Source organism: Vibrio harveyi, from assembly GCF_030060435.1.
In the GTDB taxonomy this organism is placed as follows: Bacteria; Pseudomonadota; Gammaproteobacteria; order Enterobacterales; family Vibrionaceae; genus Vibrio; species Vibrio harveyi.
Window position 1 is genome coordinate 1,696,802 of sequence record NZ_CP125875.1, and the last position, 18,974, is coordinate 1,715,775.

An 18,974-nucleotide genomic window follows, 5' to 3' on the forward strand; every position below is an offset into this window, starting at 1 on the left:
CGCTCAATGAGCGCCTTTTTAATACCGTTAGAAACGATTAGATTTGAGTGAAATCTGTTTCTACTGCTGGGTTAACGTCTGCTTCGTAATCCACACCGTCAACACCAAAGCCGAATAGCTTCAAGAACTCTTCTTTGTACTCAACGTAGTCAGTCAGCTCTTTTAGGTTTTCAGAGGTAATTTGTGGCCATAGATCTCGGCAGTGTTGCTGGATATCTTCACGTAGTTCCCAGTCATCCAGACGCAGACGGTTTACTTCATCTACTTCTGCTGCGCTGCCGTCTTCTTTGTAAAGACGTTGGCTGAACATACGGAAGATTTGCTCCATACAACCTTCGTGTACGCCTTCTTCACGCATTTTCTTGAACACCATCGCGATGTAAAGAGGCATGACAGGAATTGCAGAACTTGCTTGAGTCACAACAGACTTAAGTACCGCTACGTTTGCGCTACCGCCTGTTGTTGATAGTTTCTCGTTAAGTGCTGCTGCTGCGCGGTCTAGGTCCATTTTCGCTTTACCTAGAGCACCATCCCAGTAGATCGGCCAAGTCAGCTCTGTACCGATGTAGCTGTACGCCACAGTTTTGCAGCCATCTGCTAGAACGCCAGCTTCTGATAGTGCATTAATCCATAGTTCCCAGTCTTCACCGCCCATTACGGTTACTGTGTCTTGGATTTCTTGCTCAGTAGCAGGCTCTACGCTTGCTTCGATGATTACATCTTTGTTGGTATCAACAGCAGTCGACGTGTAAGTTTCACCGATAGGCTTAAGTGCTGAACGGATCAGTTCACCCGTTTCTGGCATTTTACGTACTGGAGAAGCCAGTGAGTAAACCACCATATCCACCTGACCAAGGTCTTCTTTGATCAGATCGATTGTTTTCTGTTTTGCTTCATTTGAGAAAGCGTCGCCGTTTAGGCTTTTCGCGTACAGACCCTCTTCACGAGCTAGCTTCTCGAAAGCAGCCGCATTGTAAAAACCTGCTGTACCTGGCTTCTTCTCTGTGCCTTCTTTTTCGAAGAAAACACCAATAGTTGAAGCGCCGCCACCAAATGCCGCAGCGATACGAGAAGATAGACCGTAGCCACTTGATGCACCCACAACAAGAACGCGTTTTGGCGCGTTTTTAATTGGACCTTGCGCTTTAGTGTAAGCAATTTGTTCTTTTACGTTAGCTTCACAACCCACTGGGTGCGTAGTAGTACAGATAAATCCACGAATTCTAGGTTTGATGATCATATTCAACTTCCTTTAAAAAACGTTGCTAGGATAAAAGGTTCAGCCCTACTTCGCACCTAATTTCTGTAAAAATGCTGCGAAAATGCAAGTGGTTGGAGCACTCAACAAAAAAGCTATAGGCTCAAACACGAAAAAGCACCTCAATTGAGGTGCTTTTCTTATTTTATACGCAGTCGTATTACGCTGCCGAGTTCAAATGCGATTTTTTGCTTGGGGCATTTGTACGAACTTCTGAAAAGTCGTGGCTAAAATGGTCGACTTGAATCGCTTTATAGCGCAGTTTGTCTGCTGCCATAATTTGATCAATTTCTTGCTCAGTAAGTACGTCCGCTTCGAATGCTTGTTGCAGGCGGTCATGCAATAAACCTTTACGCGCTACCTTGCCATCTTTCGCTGCTTTCATCAGTTTGCGTTCAAGAGGCTTCACGTCGTACATCGCAAGGAACGCTCGTTCCATGAGCCCTACGCTATCATCCTCTGATTGACCGATGTAGCATAAGCTCGTCATTCGGTCACGTTGAGCTCCAGGCGTCATCATTGCCTCAGCAAGGCTCACACAGAGCTCATCGCTTGGAGCTTTGAAGTGATTACCCAATGGGAACAACAGACCTTTCAGAACGCCACCGACGTATTTCACTGGGAAGTTTGAATACGCTTCATTAAGCGACTTCGATGCGTTGTACAAACAGTGCTGAACGGCATAGTGCACAAAGTTCAAATCACCTTGTTGACGGCCTTCATCTTCGTACTTCTTAAGTGCAGCGGACGCCATGTACAAGTAACTCAAACCATCACCAAGGCGTGCAGAGATCATTTCTTTACGCTTCAGATCGCCACCTAGAGTTAACATTGCAAAGTCTGCGCTCACTGCAAGTGCGCGGCTTAAGCGCGTGATGTCTTTATAGTATTGCTGCGTAGGACCGCTCATGTGCGCTTTAACAAAGCGAGAACCTGTCAATGCCGCGCCAAGAGCACCAAAAGTATTACCCATCGCATGTTTAATATGTTTGAACAACAATTCGTCAAACTCTTTTGCGCCTTCTTTTACATCTGGGTTTGCTGCTGCTTCCATTTCTTTCAAAACATATGGATGACAACGTGTCGCACCTTGACCGAAGATCATCAAGTTGCGAGTCAGGATGTTTGCACCTTCAACGGTAATCGCAACGGGAATACCCAGATAGTGCTTAGCTAGGTAATTCATTGGGCCATCTTGAATTGCACGTCCTGCATGAATATCGAAAGAGTCGTTCAGGATAGTACGAGCCATTTCGGTCATGTGGTATTTGGCAATTGCGGTCACGATGCCCGGCTTCTCCTTCATATCCAGAGAAGTGGTTGTCAGCGTTCGTGTCGCTTCCAACAGGTAAGTTAAACCACCAATGCGACCCATCGCTTCTGCCACACCTTCAAACTTACCAATCGACATACCAAACTGCTTACGAACATATGCATAAGCACCGGTTGTACGCGTTGTAAGGTGACCAATCGCGGTGCCAAGTGCAGGAAGAGAGATACCACGACCAGCCGATAGACATTCCACCAACATACGCCAGCCTTTACCTGCGTATTCGGAACCACCAATCAACCATTCCATTGGAATGAATACATCATTACCGCGTGTTGGACCGTTCATGAATGCAGAGCCTAGTGGGTCGTGACGCTCACCGATCTCCACACCTTCATGATCTGCTGGGATAAGTGCACAAGTAATGCCCACGTCTTTTTTGTCGCCAAGTAGACCATCAGGATCTTGAAGCTTAAATGCCAACCCAAGAACTGTTGCTACTGGCGCTAGAGTGATATAACGCTTATTCCAGCTAACACGGATACCAAGAACTTCTTCACCTTCGTGAGTTCCGTAACACACTACGCCTTGATCTGGAATGCCACCGGCATCAGAGCCCGCTTCTGGAGCTGTAAGGGCGAAACACGGAATGTCCGTACCATCTGCTAAACGCGGCAACCAATAATCTTTCTGTTCTTGAGTACCATAGTGAGACAGCAACTCACCAGGTCCCAGAGAGTTTGGAACCATCACTGATACCGCAGCACTGATACTACGTGTTGCGATGCGAGAAACGATGGTCGAGTTAGCCAGTGCTGAGAACTCACGACCGCCATACTCTTTTGAAATGATTAACGAGAAGAAACGCTCTTTACGCAAGTATTCCCATACTTCAGGCGAAAGATCTCTGTCTTCCTTAACGATCTTTTGGTCATCAAGCATTTCAAGCAATGTTTCGAGTTCATTGTCCATGAAAGCTTGTTCTTCAGAAGAAAGCGCAGGTTTTGGATAATGATGTAACGTCGTAAAGTTAGGTTTGCCTGAAAACAGCTCAGCATCCCACCATACGCTACCCGCTTCCATCGCTTCTTTTTCCGTGCTCGACAATGGAGGCAGTACTTTCTTAAACATTTTGAATGCTGGGTCACTAATCCATTTTCTTCGTAGAGAGCTCATAGTTCAGATCCTTTTGTTCACGTCATCGCTCGCGGCTTTAACTTATTTTATTATTGATTTAATTTCGTTTACTTGGCTGACATACCTGCCGACAAGTATGGAATCAGAAGATCAACGACAGACTTTGCATCGACCTCTTTTTCAAACTTACTTTCTGCAATCTCGGTTAACGCTTGGCTTGATGCCATAGTGAAAACACAAGTGCCTAGTGTGAAGTGCAATCGCCAGAACAACTGTTCTTCCGTCAATTCCGAATTTGCTTTCATGATGGAAAACATAAACAGCTTCAGCACTTCCTCATATCTTGTACTAATAAACCAACGTAAATGACCTTGGACATCGGTATATCCACGACCAATTAGCAACATAAATAACGCAGTACCATTCGGACGCACATCATTCAGTGCTCTTAGAGGCAAACGTAGCGATTCAAACACTTCATCCATGTTGTAATCATCGCGCGTGTTTAACTCGATCAAAGACGTCTTAATATTTGGCATTAGCGCTTCTAGGTATCGGTCTAATACTGCCCTCACCAGTGTTTTCTTATCGCCAAAGTGGTAGTTAACCGAAGCTAGGTTGACATTCGCCTTACCAGTAATGGTTCGTAGTGATGTGTCATTGAAGCCGTATTCTGCAAATAGTCCTTCTGCTACATCGAGTATTTTTTCTTTAGTTGTACTTCTCGGGGCCATTTCAATCACTCGTATTAAACAACTGTTTGAAATATACTCCCGAAACCTGAGATCAACAAATGATTAACATCACATTTTCAAGCATTGGTCTGACCAGACAGAAGAAGTGCGAACTTAAAGGAATGAATTTAAAGCGAATATTGTTTTGTGAAAAAAAATTCTAAAAAAAATGGAACTGTTTGGAATTGTCTCGGTCTGAATTATTGTAACAACTAGGGCATTTAAAGTTTCACAGGCCGTCAAACTTGTTTCTATCTAGTTGCTACATTGCTGCTTTTTCTTATTAACTCCTATGTTTGTATCCGCCCAGACAATTTTTCGTCTGGGCTTTTTTTCGTCTGTCATTTGAGTTTGCCGCCTTCGCTTAACCTTGTATTACGTTGAACAAACTTCACCGATCCTCGGATACAAAAAAGCCCCCCTGTCGGGAGGCTTTCGTTAAATTATTCTATCTTAGCTTACGCTTTTTTCTCGCTTGCGACTTCTTCAGCCGCTTTCTTTGGCAAGGAGAAGTGCAGTAGTGCGTAACCAATTACAGCAGCTGTCGTTGAGCCCATCAGGATACCTAGTCGAGCGTAAGTATCAAATTCTGGACTTACATTGCCAAACGCAAGTGACGAGATGAAGATCGACATGGTGAAGCCGATACCACACAACACGGACACAGCGAAAATATGTACAAAGTTCACACCTTCTGGCAGCTTAGCCACGCCCATTTTCACTGCAGCCCAGCTAAATGTGAAGATACCAAGTGGTTTACCAACCAACAGACCCAGCGCAATACCCAGAGGCAACATTGAAGTCAGACCTGACATCGATACGCCTTCTAGTGAGATACCTGCATTTGCAAAAGCAAACAGAGGAAGAATACCGAATGCTACGTATGGGTGAAGTGCGTGCTCCATGTGTTTCAGTGGAGAGTGCTCGCCCTTCTTGCCTTTAAGTGGGATAGCGAAGCCGATAACCACACCTGCAAGTGTTGCGTGAACACCAGATTTAAGTACGGCAAACCATAGTATCGCACCGACAATCATATAAGGTGTTAGCTTGGTGACCTCTTTTGCGTTCAGCATGAACAAGACACCCGTCATGATGAAGCCGACAATCAATGCCATCGTTGATAGGTCGCCAGTGTAGAACAGCGCAATAATCACAACCACACCAAGGTCATCAATGATCGCCAACGCAAGTAAGAAAACCTTCAAGCTGATTGGAACACGCTTACCAAGAAGCGCCATGATACCTAGAGCGAACGCGATGTCTGTTGCCGCAGGAATTGCCCAGCCAGAAATCGCTTCTGCATCACCTGCGTTGAAAGCAACGTAGATAAGTGCCGGAGCTAACATACCGCCTACCGCTGCAATTGCAGGGAAGATTGCGGTTTCTTTTGATTTAAGTGCGCCTTCAAGCAGCTCACGCTTTACTTCAAGACCGATTAATAGGAAGAACACAGCCATCAGGCCATCGTTGATCCAGTGAGACACTGACATACCAAATACATAAGTATGCAGCATTGCTTGATAACTTTCGCCAAGCGGTGAGTTTGCAATGGTCATAGCGATTGCTGCTGCAATCACAAGAAGGATACCGCCTGCGGATTCCATTTTGAAAAAGTCACGAATGACATCGTTCATGGTTTCGCCCTTATATTTATTATCTTAATAAACGATTAACAAAGAATGATGAGAGTGTATAGCTGCTGAAAATTTTAGAATAATCGCTTGTTTAGAGTTTAAACTTCGATTTTTCCGAGGTTTCATTTACGAAACATCGTATTTTTCAACAAGAACATAATTATTTACAAGACCTGCCTATCTCCTTATAAGCTCAATCTATTCACATAGACTACTATTAAGTTAGTATAATATCTGACTAATTTTCGTGATTAACGTGCGGTTTTACACCGAAAACTGCGTGTTTCAGTAACAAAAAAGCCACCCTTGTTGGGTGGCTTTTTCGTTGTTTCTAGTAACCGGTGAGTTGCATAAAACCCCAGGCTTCATTGGAACCCGATGCGAGTATCGGTCCTTCCCAATATGGAATCACAAAAGGAAGCCACATGTCCGATTTTATGATCCGTGTCGTTAAATTGATGTTTTGCCCGGGGACATTGATGATCCACTGAAGCGGTAGCCTTCTTCCATTAGACAAGTTAGTGACGTGCAGTGGCGTCATCGTCAGCTCTTTTTCTGTTAGGTTTATCACCTTGCCAGAACGCGTTGATAGTGTGCCGAATAAATGAGGAACCTGACCATTATGACGATAACGACTCACTGTAAGCGCTCGTCCATCATCAAGGTTAAACACAAACCAATCCCAACCTTGCTGCCCTTCGCCAATCAGACCACTTCCCCACTCCTTCTGTGTCCATCCAGAGCCTGATACCGGGATTTCACGTCCATTAAGGGTAAGGGTACCTTTGACATTGAGAAACGGCGCACTGAAGCTAAAAGACGCGATAGATTGCAGCGCATGTTTAACTTGGAACCCTTTGTCACCATTAACAACAAAAGGACCGCTCGTTGTAGTATTTAAGTCAATTGCAAACGTATCGGTCGAGACATCAAGATTTCCTGGGAATGGTGTGGAGCCAAGCGCACGCCAAGTCCAGTTGTCAATCCATAAACGGAAAGGACGATTCGTCATGCCCGCCTGCCCAATCCCTCCACGAGCGACACGCTGCTCTTTCCAAACATGCGAGCCGGAACTGACGACAATATGAGAGATAAACAATTGTGGGTTTTGCCAACCTCGAGTATCACGCTCGTCGGTAGCAACGCGGAAATAACTCCATTGAATGTTGTAAACCTTGCCGTGCTTGTCTTGCACCTTCGCAAAGTAGTTCCACCATTCATGTTGGTAATCTGGATGAAAACGGAAATCATGCGGCAGCGAAACGTGCTCATTTGGTAGAACTGGCTCGAAGATAGTCTTACTTTCGCGCTTTAATACATCGCTGATTTCACTTTGTTCAGTTGCTGTCGCTTCCGCCCAATACGTAAAATAAAGAGTCATGCCCGCGAGGGTGACAAATACGACAAACACTAATGCAGAAAGAGATAGCAGCTTTTTGAGTTTCATGTTTTTCACTACAGCGCATCCCTCAATGACTTCATTGGCGTGCTCTTAATCATCCTGATAACAGGTAAAGCTCCTGCTATCATGATCGCCAACATTGCCCAAGCGATCGTTTGAGCGTATTCCCAAGGAATCGTCTGTAACTCTAGCGACCAACCAAATGATTGTTTAATGATGATATCAACGATCAAGTGTGCCAATGCTAAACCAAGTGGGACCGCAATGATGGCTGAGATGGTACCGAAGACAAATAACTGTAAACCACCCAACATGACTAGTTCTTTGCCTGATACACCCATACACCGCAGTAGTGAGAAGTGTCTTTGCCGAGAAAGTTCTCCCGCAAGTGTTGCAAAGAACAAACCAAATACCGCAATGATCAGAGTGATGTTGCCCAAGGTGCCTGCAATAGCAAAGGTATGGTCAAACACACGCATAGCTTGGTTGTAGATATTGTTGTTATCAAAGACTCGGTCTTGGGACAAACGGAATACGTTCTCTAATCTACGCTTCAAGCCTTCGCCATTGACATTATCTTCCAGCAAAACACCAAGTCCAACATTACCAGAGCCCGCAAACGCGTACAGCCAATTACGATGAGACATCATGATTTGGTTATATGGGTTGCCATAATCGTAGTACACGCCAACCACTTGCCAACCTCCCCCTAAAGGAGGTTGAAGGTCGATATAGTCGCCAGGGCGAATGTCGAGCTTCAAAGCCATGGATTCACTTACCATTAAACTCTTAGAATGGTGCAAGTGATACCAGTAATTTGGAACGCCTAGTTTCACCGTAAGAGAGTCCAACTCTCCTTCTGAAGAACCCGTGCTCACCACTTGTAATGCACCGCGCTCAGTAGGGACATCTTTTTCCCAACGCCACCAAACAGCATCCACTTCGGGTTGCTCTTTTAACCAAGCACTCATGCGTGCTGCTGAGTTATTAGTTGGGTAAATATAGATATCAGCCGCAAGGCGTTGGCTCAGCCACTTATCCGTTGTATCACGGAAGCTGCCCACCATGGTCTCCACGCCAATGTTCGCTGCCAATGCGAGCATAAATGCCATGGTTGCTACACCACGATAACTCATACTTGCTGCAGCATCGGCAAAGAACCAACGTACACGAACCCAACGAAGTGAATAAGAGAAGCTTTGGAACATATGCCACATCAAAAACGGCATAAACAACGCCACACTGATCAGCATGAGTGCGATAATCGCAAATCCCGACTCTTGAGTTTTTGGCGCTTGATAGACGGCAACTGCCGCTACACAGAACGCACACGCCGCGAAAGCCTGCCAAGAGAACTCTCGCCCAGCAAAACGCATCAGAGACAACCGAGAAGAAAGTCGAATCGGTTGTGACTTTAACAAGCGAATCAGCGGCCACAGACACGAAATCAAAGCGCCCATCGCTGACATTGCCAAACTGTACAGGCTCGACTCCCATGACCAGCCAATCGTCAAACCGACGTTTGCGTCATAAAGATCGCTCAAGCTTGAAGAGACAGCAGGGATAAGCTCATTTGCCAAAATAAGACCAAAGAAGTTACCACACGCCCAAGCAACAAGAACAAGGATGGTCAGTTCAAGCATAAGCGCTTGCGCCAATTGCATGCCATTCACCCCCGTTTGACGGAGGATACCAACCAAGCGCTGACGTTGAATAAAAGACAACGACATTGCTTGATAGAAGATGAATAAGCCAACTAAGAACGACAACATACCCATCGCCGTTAAGTTCATGTGGAATGCTTTTGTCAGTGACTCTAATTCGGAGCGGCTGTTACGCACCAGTGTCATACCGTTTGGCAGCATATTTTTTAGTGCCAACATTTTCTCTTCGGACATTTCACCACAAGCAATAGCGGACAAACCGGAGCTGCGCTTAAGCATACGAAGAAGAGAAATATCGGTAACGAGGCGAGTGCCAGAGAGTAAGTTGTCCGTATCGACTTTTAGCGGTCCAAGTCGACTGCCATCATTGAGCTCAATAAAGTCGCCATCATTCCATTGCATGTGTGCAGCCAGATCTTGGCTAGCAAGGATAGGATACGGAGGCTTCATTAAAGACAACATAGGAAGGTCTTTAAGTGATTTACCTTGGTGAAGCGGCAACAGCGCTACAGGATCAACGCCTACTAGCATCAGGCTTAAGTCGGCTTTCGTATCGAGATGAAGAATATCAAAAGGCGCACATTGGTTGAAACCAGCGCGACGTAATTGAATATAAAAGCCCTGAGGAATTTTGTTAGCAGAATGCTTAGTACGAATACGGTAAGGCAAAGGGTTTGAAAAAAGTTTCTCACCGGTTTCGTAGCTCTGTTTAGCGTGTTGGTTAATAGAAGTCACACCGACAAGGAGGGACACCCCGAGGGTTAAACCAAGCCAAACAAGAATGATTTGAAGTGGATAGCGACGGTAATGACCGAGTAGTGCCTTAACTACGGGCCATAACATGTAGCTGTCCTCCTTGAAGACGGATTCGACCTTCCATGTGTTCTGCCACTTTTTCACTGTGTGTCACCAGCAGCAAAGTACATTCTAACTGGCGAGCAAGACTCGTTAGCAAACGCATTACCGCTTCAGCATTACGCTCATCCAAACTACCAGTTGGCTCATCGGCAAGCAGGATTTTCGGTTCCATGTACAAAGCACGAGCAATCGCTGCACGTTGTTGCTGACCACCAGAGACTTCTTCAGGGTAACGACCTAAAAGCGGCATAAGGTCTAGAGCTGAAAGAATTTGACGCCACAAGCCTTTATCTTCTGGTAAGCCTTTTAATTGGCGACAAAAACGGATGTTGTCAGCGATGTTCAAAGTAGGAAGTAGGTTAAACTGCTGGAAGATATTACCAATATTGTTGCGGCGGTATAGAGTTCTTAAGTGCTCTGGAGCGCTGTGCATGGCGAAGCTTGGGTACTGGATCTCGCCAGAATCTGCGGTATCAAGACCAGCTATCAAGTTAAGTAAGGTACTTTTACCTGAGCCACTTTCCCCCATTAATGCAACTTGTTCACCTTGTTGTAATGTTAATTCTGCCCCTTGTAGTACAGGATGAAATTCTCCCCCGTCTACATAGCCTTTACATAGGTCTGACAGTTTTAACATTGATTTTGCCGCTCAAATGGTGTTTAAAAATTGGAATCAGAATCTACACTAAAATCCTGTTGGTAGGAAGTATTTTGAATAGTTGATCACACTATCAGAGTACAAATGCAACTTGTCTCGCGACACCATTCAAGCTTCGATCAAATTTTTCATCCATTTCTTGCTCGCCATGCGGTGTAGACATGTTCCCCACTTCACCACTTCTTCGGTCAAAAACAGCAAATAAACCCACTGAGGCTCAAAACCAAGATAAATTGCACCAAAAGCAGCAAGAGGGATACTGATCACCCATTGCGCGATTAGATCTTGGTATAAACAGAACTTCACATCCCCACCCGCACGAAGTACACCAACAATAGCCATCATAGGTACAGAGCGAAGAACCACACCGATCGCAAGAATCACCATAAACTGTTCAGCTAGGTGGCGCGTTTCTGGCGTTAGAGCACTAAAGGCATCGAGAATAAGTTGGTTTGAGAGCAGAAGTAAAATCGCGACAACAACAGCTATCAACACATTGAGAATCACGGTTGCCCACGCTTGGTAGTAAACCGGACCAAAGTTCTTTGCGCCTAATTGATTACCCACCAATACCGCAGCAGCGTTAGACGAGCCAATCATCATAGCAAGAGCAATCGACTCTACTGGCGTCATTACTGACAATGCCGCTAAGCCTTGCACGCCTGCTTGTCCCATAATCGCGTGATAAGCAAACAAGCCGCCCGCCCATGCTAGGAAGTTAAATGTTGTCGGAAGGGAAAGTTTTAAGAATCGGGTGATTTTATCCAACACTAAGCTGGCACGAATGTCATCCAAGCCAAAAGCAATGATGTGCTTTTTAAACCACAGATAACTGAATAAACAGGTTACTTCAATTGCGCCACTGATGACCGTCGCAATGGCAGCCCCTTTAATCCCCATCGCAGGAAAGCCAAATTGCCCAAAAATAAGCACCCAGTTAAGAAAGATATTAGACAGAATGCCGATGCCGCTAAAAAAAGTACTTAACCCCGGTTGATGCATGGCGCGTAGACCCACCGCCATACTGGCAACACAAGCCACGGCAAACATGCTGACCGATGAGATCACCAGATAATCGGCACCAAGACGAATCACTTCTTCTGAATCTGTTGTCAGACGCATAATGGGCTCGGGGAACAACACAAATAACACGACAGTGAAAGCCGCGAATACCATGGAGATCATCCAAGTGAGTGAAGTACTCTGGCGCACCCCCACTTTATCGCCCGCCCCCCAATATTGCGCCGTTAACAACGCACCACCAGTTGTTACACCAAGCAACATAATTGTGGTAACAAAGGTCGCTCTAGCTGCAACACCCACAGCCGCAATTTCTGCCTCACCCAACTGACCAAGCATCAACACGTCTACTAAGCCACGGCTGGAGAACATCATACTCTGTAAAGTAATGGGTAATGCGATAGCAAATAGTCGACGTAAAAACGACTTATCAGCATGAGTAACCAATTGTGAGAAAAAAGTCATGCTCGCTCCGACGACAACTTATTGATAGAACGGGAAAAGTGTCTCATGATTATACCCAGTGGTGACTAATCCACCAGCAATAAAAAGGACTCAGAATGAAAAAGGTGTTGGTACTTGGGGCTTCAGGATACATTGGTTCACAGCTTCTTCCACAACTGCTTGATAAAGGTTACATTGTCACGGCAGCGGCGCGTCATATTGACTATTTAGAATCCCGAACTCAGCCACACCCTAATCTCACACTCACTTATTTAGACCTCGCCGAAGCAGAAGCGACGCTCGAAATCGTGAATGATTTTGATTTGGTTTTCTTCCTTGTGCACGGTATGGCGCAAGGTCACGACTTTGTTGAATACGAATTAAACCTCGCAGAGAACTTCAAAAATGCCCTTGAGAAAAGTCGTGTAGAACACGTTATTTACTTAAGTGCAATTCAGCCTCAAACTGGCAACTCTCAACATTTGGCAGCACGCAAAGCGACGGGAAAGATCATTCGCCAAGCCGGTGTGCCTGTTACTGAACTTAGAGCTGGCGTCATTATCGGTCCCGGTTCTGCGGCATTCGAGATCATGCGCGACTTTGTCTATAACCTGCCGATTCTAATTGCACCTAAATGGGTAGACTCCAAAGCCAACCCAATCGCCCTACCCAACCTCAATCACTATTTGCTTGAATTGGCAGAAACCAAACCAACAGAAAGTGAAATTTATGAAGTTGGTGGTCCAGATACACTAAGTTATCGCGATCAATTTGAAGTAATCTGTAAGGTCACTAAGAAACCTTACCGACTTTGGTCAACACCCCTGCTGACACCTAAAATGGCATCGTATTGGTTAGCTATTGTGACATCTGTACCCGCAAGTATTGGTAAAGCGCTACTTGCAGGTTTGGAACACGATTACATTGCTGATACCAAAGCCATTCATGAGCGATTCCCTCAAGAGCTGATCAGCTATGAGCAGTCCGTTACAGACACCATAGCAACTGAAGGGACTTTTGTGCGCAGTAATGTTTGGGGATTTGAGCCTGCAGCACTCAAACGTTGGCAACCAGGCTACGGGTACTATCCAAAACAAGCGGGAGCTAACATCAAGACAAAAGCCTCTGCGGAATCACTTTGGAAAGTCGCGCAAAAGATCGGAAGCCCGGAAAAAGGCTATTACTTTGCCAATCTCCTTTGGCGAACCCGCGAGTGGCTCGATATCTTCTTTGGTGGTGGGAAACCTATTCGAGTTTCACCACCAGGACCAGAGCTTAAGGTGGGTGACTTCATTGATTCATGGAAAGTCATTCGCTGTGAAGAGAACCAGTTCCTCTCACTGTTCTTTGGAATGAAAGGACCGGGACTTGGTCGTTTGGAAATCACGATTAAAGACGATGGCGAAGAGCGTGAGTTCGACATTACCGCATGGTGGCACCCACAAGGCTTTCCGGGCTTACTTTACTGGTTTGCGATGATGCCCGCACACCTATTTATCTTTAAAGGAATGGTGAAAGCCATCGCCAAAGAAGCAGAAGTGCTAGAAAGCCAAAGCAAAGCCCAACCTGACGGTTAAGGCAATAATCGGCGGATATTTTCTAGATGAGCAAGTATTTCTTGCTTGTCATAAAGTGTATCCGCCTTTGCTGATGTGCTTTGTCGTTCAACCAAGCTGACAGGCAATACTTCTGACACAACGCCTTGTCCTTTTTCCATCTGGCTCAGCACTAACTTGACCGCCCTTCGTCCAAGTTCGTTGAAATCTTGCTTAATCGTTGTCAGAGGGGGTGAGAAAAATTGGCTATCTTGAATGCCATCAAACCCAACCACAGACACGGTTTTAGGGACATTAATACCCGCCTCCGAAAGCGCGCATAACACACCAAGCGCCATCTGATCATTTGCGACTAATACGGCATCAAAAGATACACCTTTTAACACGGCGTCTTTAACTGCGTTGTAGCCACTGGCTGCTTGCCAGTCCCCCTCATAGAATGCCGTTTGCATCAGTCCACGCTGCTGAATCTGTGACTGCCACTCTTGGTAACGAATCTGAGAAGCCGTGGATGCCTTGGGTCCAGAAATGCACACAAAAGATTCGCGTTTGTGCTCAATCAAATGGGAGATCGCCAAATTTGCCCCAGATTTATGATCACAACTGAGAGAATTAACGGGCGTCCCCTCGGGTACATCGATAAAAACCAGCGTGAGCTGAGTGAACTGCTCCACTAGGGTCTCTGCCATCTCTCTGGTTACTGGGGCGTTGATGATAATGGCATCAACTTGTTGGGCAATGAGCTCTCGGATTGCAACACGGAATTCCTCAATGGAGTTGTCACCTAACACTGCCAGCGCCGTCGCGTAATCCATCTCATGCGCTTGGTTGCGCACGCCATTAGCAATAAGAGCCACACCGTGCAGTGAGATATCCAAAGAGACAATACCGATGATCCGCGACTTCGCTCGGCTCAACATTTGTGCCCCTTTGTTCGGCACGTATCCAAGCTTTTTGATTGCGTCGTTAACTCGCTTTCGTGTTTCTTCTGCGACGTTATCCGCGCCGTTGGTTACGCGCGATACGGTTTGCGTCGAGACACCTGCTAACCGTGCAACATCTTTAAACGTAACTGCCACTGCGTTCTCCTATTCTGATTTGCTGTTCACTCTACCAAATTTATTCGAATGTTCTCGTGAACAATGTCGTAAAAAACATGAAAAAATGTTCCCGAAAACAGCAGATCTAGCACACAAAACTGCGTTCTAAAACCTGTTCAAAGTCACATTTAAACGGCTATTTAATCGAAATAAAACCAAACAAGCGCATGATTATTTGCAGACTAAATGTTTGCGAAAACAGAGAAACAACATGCAAAAAATTGTTCACTTAAAATCCAAGAATCACAGCATGATCATTAAAGTGGATCGTGTTCCTGAAATCCTTCATTGGGGCGCAAAAATCGCTCAGATCGATCCCGATTTAATGCTCTCAACCGAGCGCCCTATATCTCAGGCTCGCCTTGATGTCGACGTACCCTTATCACTCTGCCCTGAGCTGGGTAGTGGTCACTTTAATGCGCCTGGGATTGAGGGACATCGCAATGGCGAAGACTGGGCTCCCGTGTTCACAACCACATCCATTGAGCACGATGACAACAGCGCGACATTTACCCTGCAAGATGACATTGCCGGTCTTGAATTATTGATTGAGCTACAACTGGACTTTAACAGTGATGTGGTACAAAAACGCATCACCGTAAAAAACACGACTGCCGGTGAGTATTGCTTGGGTAAGCTCTCCTCTACCCTGCCACTTCCTAACCATGCAAACGAGCTGATGACGTTTCACGGACGCTGGTGCCATGAGTTTCAAACTCAGCGTTTGAGCTTTGAGCATGGTGGCTTTATGCAAGAAAACCGTCGCGGTCGCACCTCTCACGAAAACTTCCCAGGTTTGTTCGCAGGCACTAATGGCTTTAGTGAACAATTGGGACAAGTTTGGGGCTTCCATCTTGGTTGGAGTGGTAACCATCAACTGCGTGCCGATGTTCGTAGTGACGGTCGCCGTTTTGTTCAAGCAGGTGAACTGCTGTTGTCTGGTGAAAAGCGCCTACAAAGCGGTGAAACCTACCAATCACCATGGCTTTACGCGACATACAGTAACTCGGGTTTGAATGGAATATCAGAGCGATTCCACGAGTTCGTTCGTGCCAATATTATTCAATTTCCAAACAACAAGCCTCGTCCTGTTCACTTAAACACCTGGGAAGGCATCTACTTCGATCATAAACCCGAATACATCATGCAGATGGCAACCGAAGCCGCCGAGATGGGTGTCGAGCGCTTCATCATTGATGATGGTTGGTTCATAGGTCGTGATGGCGAACGCGCAGCGCTTGGTGATTGGTACTTGGATGAAACAAAGTACCCAAATGGTCTTGAGCCTGTCATCGAGCACGTAAACAACAAAGGCATGGAGTTTGGTCTTTGGGTTGAGCCAGAGATGGTCAGCCAAGACTCAAATCTATATCGCCAACACCCAGATTGGGTATTAAGTCTGCAAGGCTACCACCAGCCCTCCGGTCGCTGGCAATACGTGTTGGATTTGCAAAACCAAGATTGCTTCAACTACCTGTTTGAACGTTTGAATGACTTACTGACTCGTTACAACATCGGCTACCTGAAATGGGACATGAACCGTGAATTGGTTCAACCGGGGCATCAAGGTAAACCTGCTGTACATGGTCAAACGAAAGCGCTTTACCGCTTGCTGGACGAGCTTCAAGCAACACACCCTGCGGTTGAAATTGAGTCTTGCTCTTCGGGTGGTGGTCGTATTGATTTTGAAATCCTTAAACGCACTCTCCGTTTCTGGGCTTCTGATTGTAACGATGCGCTGGAACGTCAAGCGATTCAGCGTGGTATGAGCTACTTCTTCCCACCTGAAGTCATGGGCGCTCACATTGGTCCTGCAGAGTGTCACTCAACCAATCGTCGTCATGCGATCAACATGCGTGGTGTGACAGCGTTAAGCGGCCACATGGGTGTGGAGCTCGATCCAGTAAAAGAAAGCGCGGAAGAAAAACAAGCGTTTGCTCATTACATTCAACTGCACAAACAGTATCGCGATTTGCTTCATTCTGGACGTACTTTCCGCATCGATCCTGCCGATCAAAACCAGAACATCTATGGCGTTGAGAACGGGCAAGAAATGCTGATTACGGTGTGTCAGTTGGCAATGCCAAATCATGCGCTGCCATCTCCACTTCGCGTTAGCTGTGCGGATGAAAACGCCCGTTACGAAGTCAAGATTGTTGAAATGCCAAAAACCAGCTTCCAGTTGATGAAGCAACGTCCGCAATGGCTAGACAAAACCCTGACGTTAAGTGGCGATAACTTAAAGGAAATTGGGGTGACGCTTCCGATTCTCGACCCTGAATCGGCACTGATTGTACACCTTAAGAAAATTTAAACCTCTATCTGTGCCCTCTAGCGACCGGGTTTCAACTTCGCGTTGTTCCTGATAAAACACTCCTATACGCGCTAGAGGGACACCCTACAACTAACAAGCAAAACTTAATTGCTTAACTTGTTAAGGAAACAAAATGTCTATTACAGTATTACTTTCGTTCTTGCTGTTTACAGGCTTTGTTGTGGTGTTCACTTACAGCAAAGTTAAAAACGATAAACACACCTCTCAAGACGGTTTCTTCCTTGGTGGACGAAGCTTAACAGGTGGGCTGATTGCCAGCTCCTTGATTCTTACCAACCTGAGTGCTACTAGCTTTGTTGGCATGAGTGCACAATCCTACACCCACAACATGAGTGTGATGGGTTGGGAAGTGGCCTCTGGCGTCACACTGGTTATCATTGCGCTGCTGCTTGTCCCTCGCTACCTCAAGCAAGGTATCACCACCATTCCTGACTTCTTAGAAAGCCGTTACGACATGTCGGTGAAGAAGTTCGTTACCCTGTTGTTCTTGTGCCAATACGTCATCAACATTCTACCTACCACTCTTTACGCTGGCGCAGTGGTACTGGGCGAAATCTTTGATGTGCAAGGTTTATTGGGTATTTCTGAGTTCAGCTCTATCGCCCTTATTTCTGCCACTATTGGTTTGCTGGGTTTCTTTTACGCGATTTACGGCGGTCTAAAAGCCGTGGTAATTGCAGACACGATCAATGGCGTAGGCTTGATCACCGGCGGTTTGATGATCCCTGTATTTGGTCTGATGGCATTAGGCGGCGGTAACTTTATGGAAGGTTTAGACGTATTGCTGACTGCCGCCCCAGAAAAGCTGCAATCCGTAGGTAAAGAAACCGATCCACTGCCGTTCTCTACCCTGTTCACAGGTCTATTGTTGGTGAACTTGTACTACTGGGGTACTGACCAATCTATTATCCAACGTGCACTTGGCGCGAAGAACCTGAAAGAAGGTCAGAAAGGTGTGATTCTCGCGGGTGCGATTAAAGTTATCTCTCCACTTTTCCTAATCATTCCGGGCATCATTGCTTTCCATATGTTTGGCGCAGATGCAGGCAACCCAGACACGATGTACACACGCTTGGTGAACGAGGTATTGCCTAAGCCGCTTGTTGGTTTCTTTGTTGCGGTCATGTTTGGCGCTATCTTAAGTACCTTTAACGGCGTATTGAACAGCTCAACAACCTTGTTTGCTTTGAATGTTTACAAACCATTATTTGGCAAAGACAAATCGGATGAGGAGTTGGTCGGTAAAGGTCGTATCTTCGGTGTTATCATTGCGATCATTTCGGTCTGTATTGCCCCTTTCATCATGTACGCACCAGAAGGCTTGTTCCAATACCTACAAATGGTTGCGGGCTTCTTTAGTGTGCCTATCTTCACCATCGTATTTGTAGGCTACATTTCCAAACGTGTACCGGCTATTGCTGCAAAAGTCGCGCTAACCATATTTGTAAGCTCCTACGCAGCGATGCAATTGGTCTTTGATACACCAATCCACTTCCTACACCAATTAGCGATTCTATTCGTCGTGTGTACTGCGTTGATGTTTGCGATTGGTCACTTCATGCCACGTGATACGGATTACGTAATGCCAGTGAATAAGAATATCGATGTGACGCCGTGGTCATTCCGCTTTGAAGCATCAGCGGTCATCATCTACATGGTATTGGGGGCTTACGTGATGTTCTCGGACGCGGGCTTTGTGTCAAGAGATCCAACCATCATGCAAGTGTACGGCTTCTGTGGTCTCGTCTTGATGTTTGGTGTGGTTTCTAACTACTTCATCAAGCGTAGAAAGCATAAGCAAGTGACTAAACTGAATGACATGTACATGCCATAAATAAGATCGATAAGTCACGGATATAAAAAATCGGAGCACAGGCTCCGATTTTTTATGATGCGATAGATGA

12 protein-coding genes are annotated in these 18,974 nt (G+C 45.9%); 3 read left to right on the forward strand and 9 right to left on the reverse strand.

Annotation, left to right across the window (positions count from 1 at the left end):
* Positions 1-37 precede the first annotated feature (37 nt).
* The 8 genes from fabV to QMY49_RS08240 all read right to left on the reverse strand — a co-directional run bounded on the left by fabV (position 38) and on the right by QMY49_RS08240 (position 12,100).
* Positions 38-1,240 carry an enoyl-ACP reductase FabV gene (gene fabV / locus QMY49_RS08205; protein ID WP_005444550.1) on the reverse strand — a complete coding sequence of 401 codons (1,203 nt, stop codon included), beginning with the start codon at positions 1,238-1,240 and terminating at the stop codon, positions 38-40.
* A gap of 178 nt (positions 1,241-1,418) precedes the next feature.
* Positions 1,419-3,704, reverse strand: coding sequence for an acyl-CoA dehydrogenase (locus QMY49_RS08210; RefSeq protein WP_283313988.1), 2,286 nt, complete (start codon positions 3,702-3,704; stop codon positions 1,419-1,421).
* 68 nt (positions 3,705-3,772) lie between these two features.
* Positions 3,773-4,399 (reverse strand): TetR family transcriptional repressor PsrA, encoded by a 627-nt coding sequence (psrA, locus tag QMY49_RS08215; protein ID WP_005444555.1) that lies wholly within the window; start codon positions 4,397-4,399, stop codon positions 3,773-3,775.
* Between the two features lie 458 nt (positions 4,400-4,857).
* Positions 4,858-6,033 carry a Na+/H+ antiporter NhaA gene (gene nhaA, locus QMY49_RS08220; protein ID WP_005444559.1) on the reverse strand — a complete coding sequence of 392 codons (1,176 nt, stop codon included), beginning with the start codon at positions 6,031-6,033 and terminating at the stop codon, positions 4,858-4,860.
* A gap of 331 nt (positions 6,034-6,364) precedes the next feature.
* The gene (locus QMY49_RS08225) at positions 6,365-7,489 is read right to left on the reverse strand and encodes a lipocalin-like domain-containing protein (protein WP_005450604.1); all 1,125 of its coding nucleotides are present in this window, start codon (positions 7,487-7,489) and stop codon (positions 6,365-6,367) included.
* A complete protein-coding gene (locus QMY49_RS08230) occupies positions 7,489-9,942 on the reverse strand; it encodes an ABC transporter permease (RefSeq protein WP_009698130.1) in 2,454 nt (817 codons plus the stop codon). The genes QMY49_RS08225 and QMY49_RS08230 overlap by 1 nt, the downstream gene beginning before the upstream one ends.
* Positions 9,923-10,594: an ABC transporter ATP-binding protein gene (locus tag QMY49_RS08235; RefSeq protein ID WP_005428554.1), complete on the reverse strand. Its 672-nt coding sequence runs from the start codon at positions 10,592-10,594 to the stop codon at positions 9,923-9,925. The genes QMY49_RS08230 and QMY49_RS08235 overlap by 20 nt, the downstream gene beginning before the upstream one ends.
* A gap of 129 nt (positions 10,595-10,723) precedes the next feature.
* Positions 10,724-12,100, reverse strand: coding sequence for an MATE family efflux transporter (locus tag QMY49_RS08240; protein WP_005450606.1), 1,377 nt, complete (start codon positions 12,098-12,100; stop codon positions 10,724-10,726).
* 95 nt (positions 12,101-12,195) lie between these two features.
* On the opposite strand from QMY49_RS08240, the gene QMY49_RS08245 reads away from it, so the two are divergent.
* Complete coding sequence (locus QMY49_RS08245) at positions 12,196-13,656, forward strand: DUF2867 domain-containing protein (RefSeq protein WP_005450607.1); 1,461 nt, start codon at positions 12,196-12,198, stop codon at positions 13,654-13,656.
* Here QMY49_RS08245 and QMY49_RS08250 read toward each other — a convergent pair.
* Positions 13,653-14,714, reverse strand: a complete 1,062-nt coding sequence (locus QMY49_RS08250) for a LacI family DNA-binding transcriptional regulator (RefSeq protein WP_239923800.1) — start codon at positions 14,712-14,714, stop codon at positions 13,653-13,655. The genes QMY49_RS08245 and QMY49_RS08250 overlap by 4 nt on opposite strands.
* A 232-nt stretch (positions 14,715-14,946) precedes the next feature.
* On the opposite strand from QMY49_RS08250, the gene QMY49_RS08255 reads away from it, so the two are divergent.
* Together QMY49_RS08255 and QMY49_RS08260 are read left to right on the forward strand one after the other, a co-directional pair.
* The gene (locus QMY49_RS08255; protein ID WP_283313999.1) at positions 14,947-17,049 is read left to right on the forward strand and encodes an alpha-galactosidase; all 2,103 of its coding nucleotides are present in this window, start codon (positions 14,947-14,949) and stop codon (positions 17,047-17,049) included.
* Between the two features lie 133 nt (positions 17,050-17,182).
* The gene (locus QMY49_RS08260) at positions 17,183-18,904 is read left to right on the forward strand and encodes a solute:sodium symporter family transporter (protein ID WP_239923802.1); all 1,722 of its coding nucleotides are present in this window, start codon (positions 17,183-17,185) and stop codon (positions 18,902-18,904) included.
* The last annotated feature ends 70 nt before the right edge of the window (positions 18,905-18,974 follow it).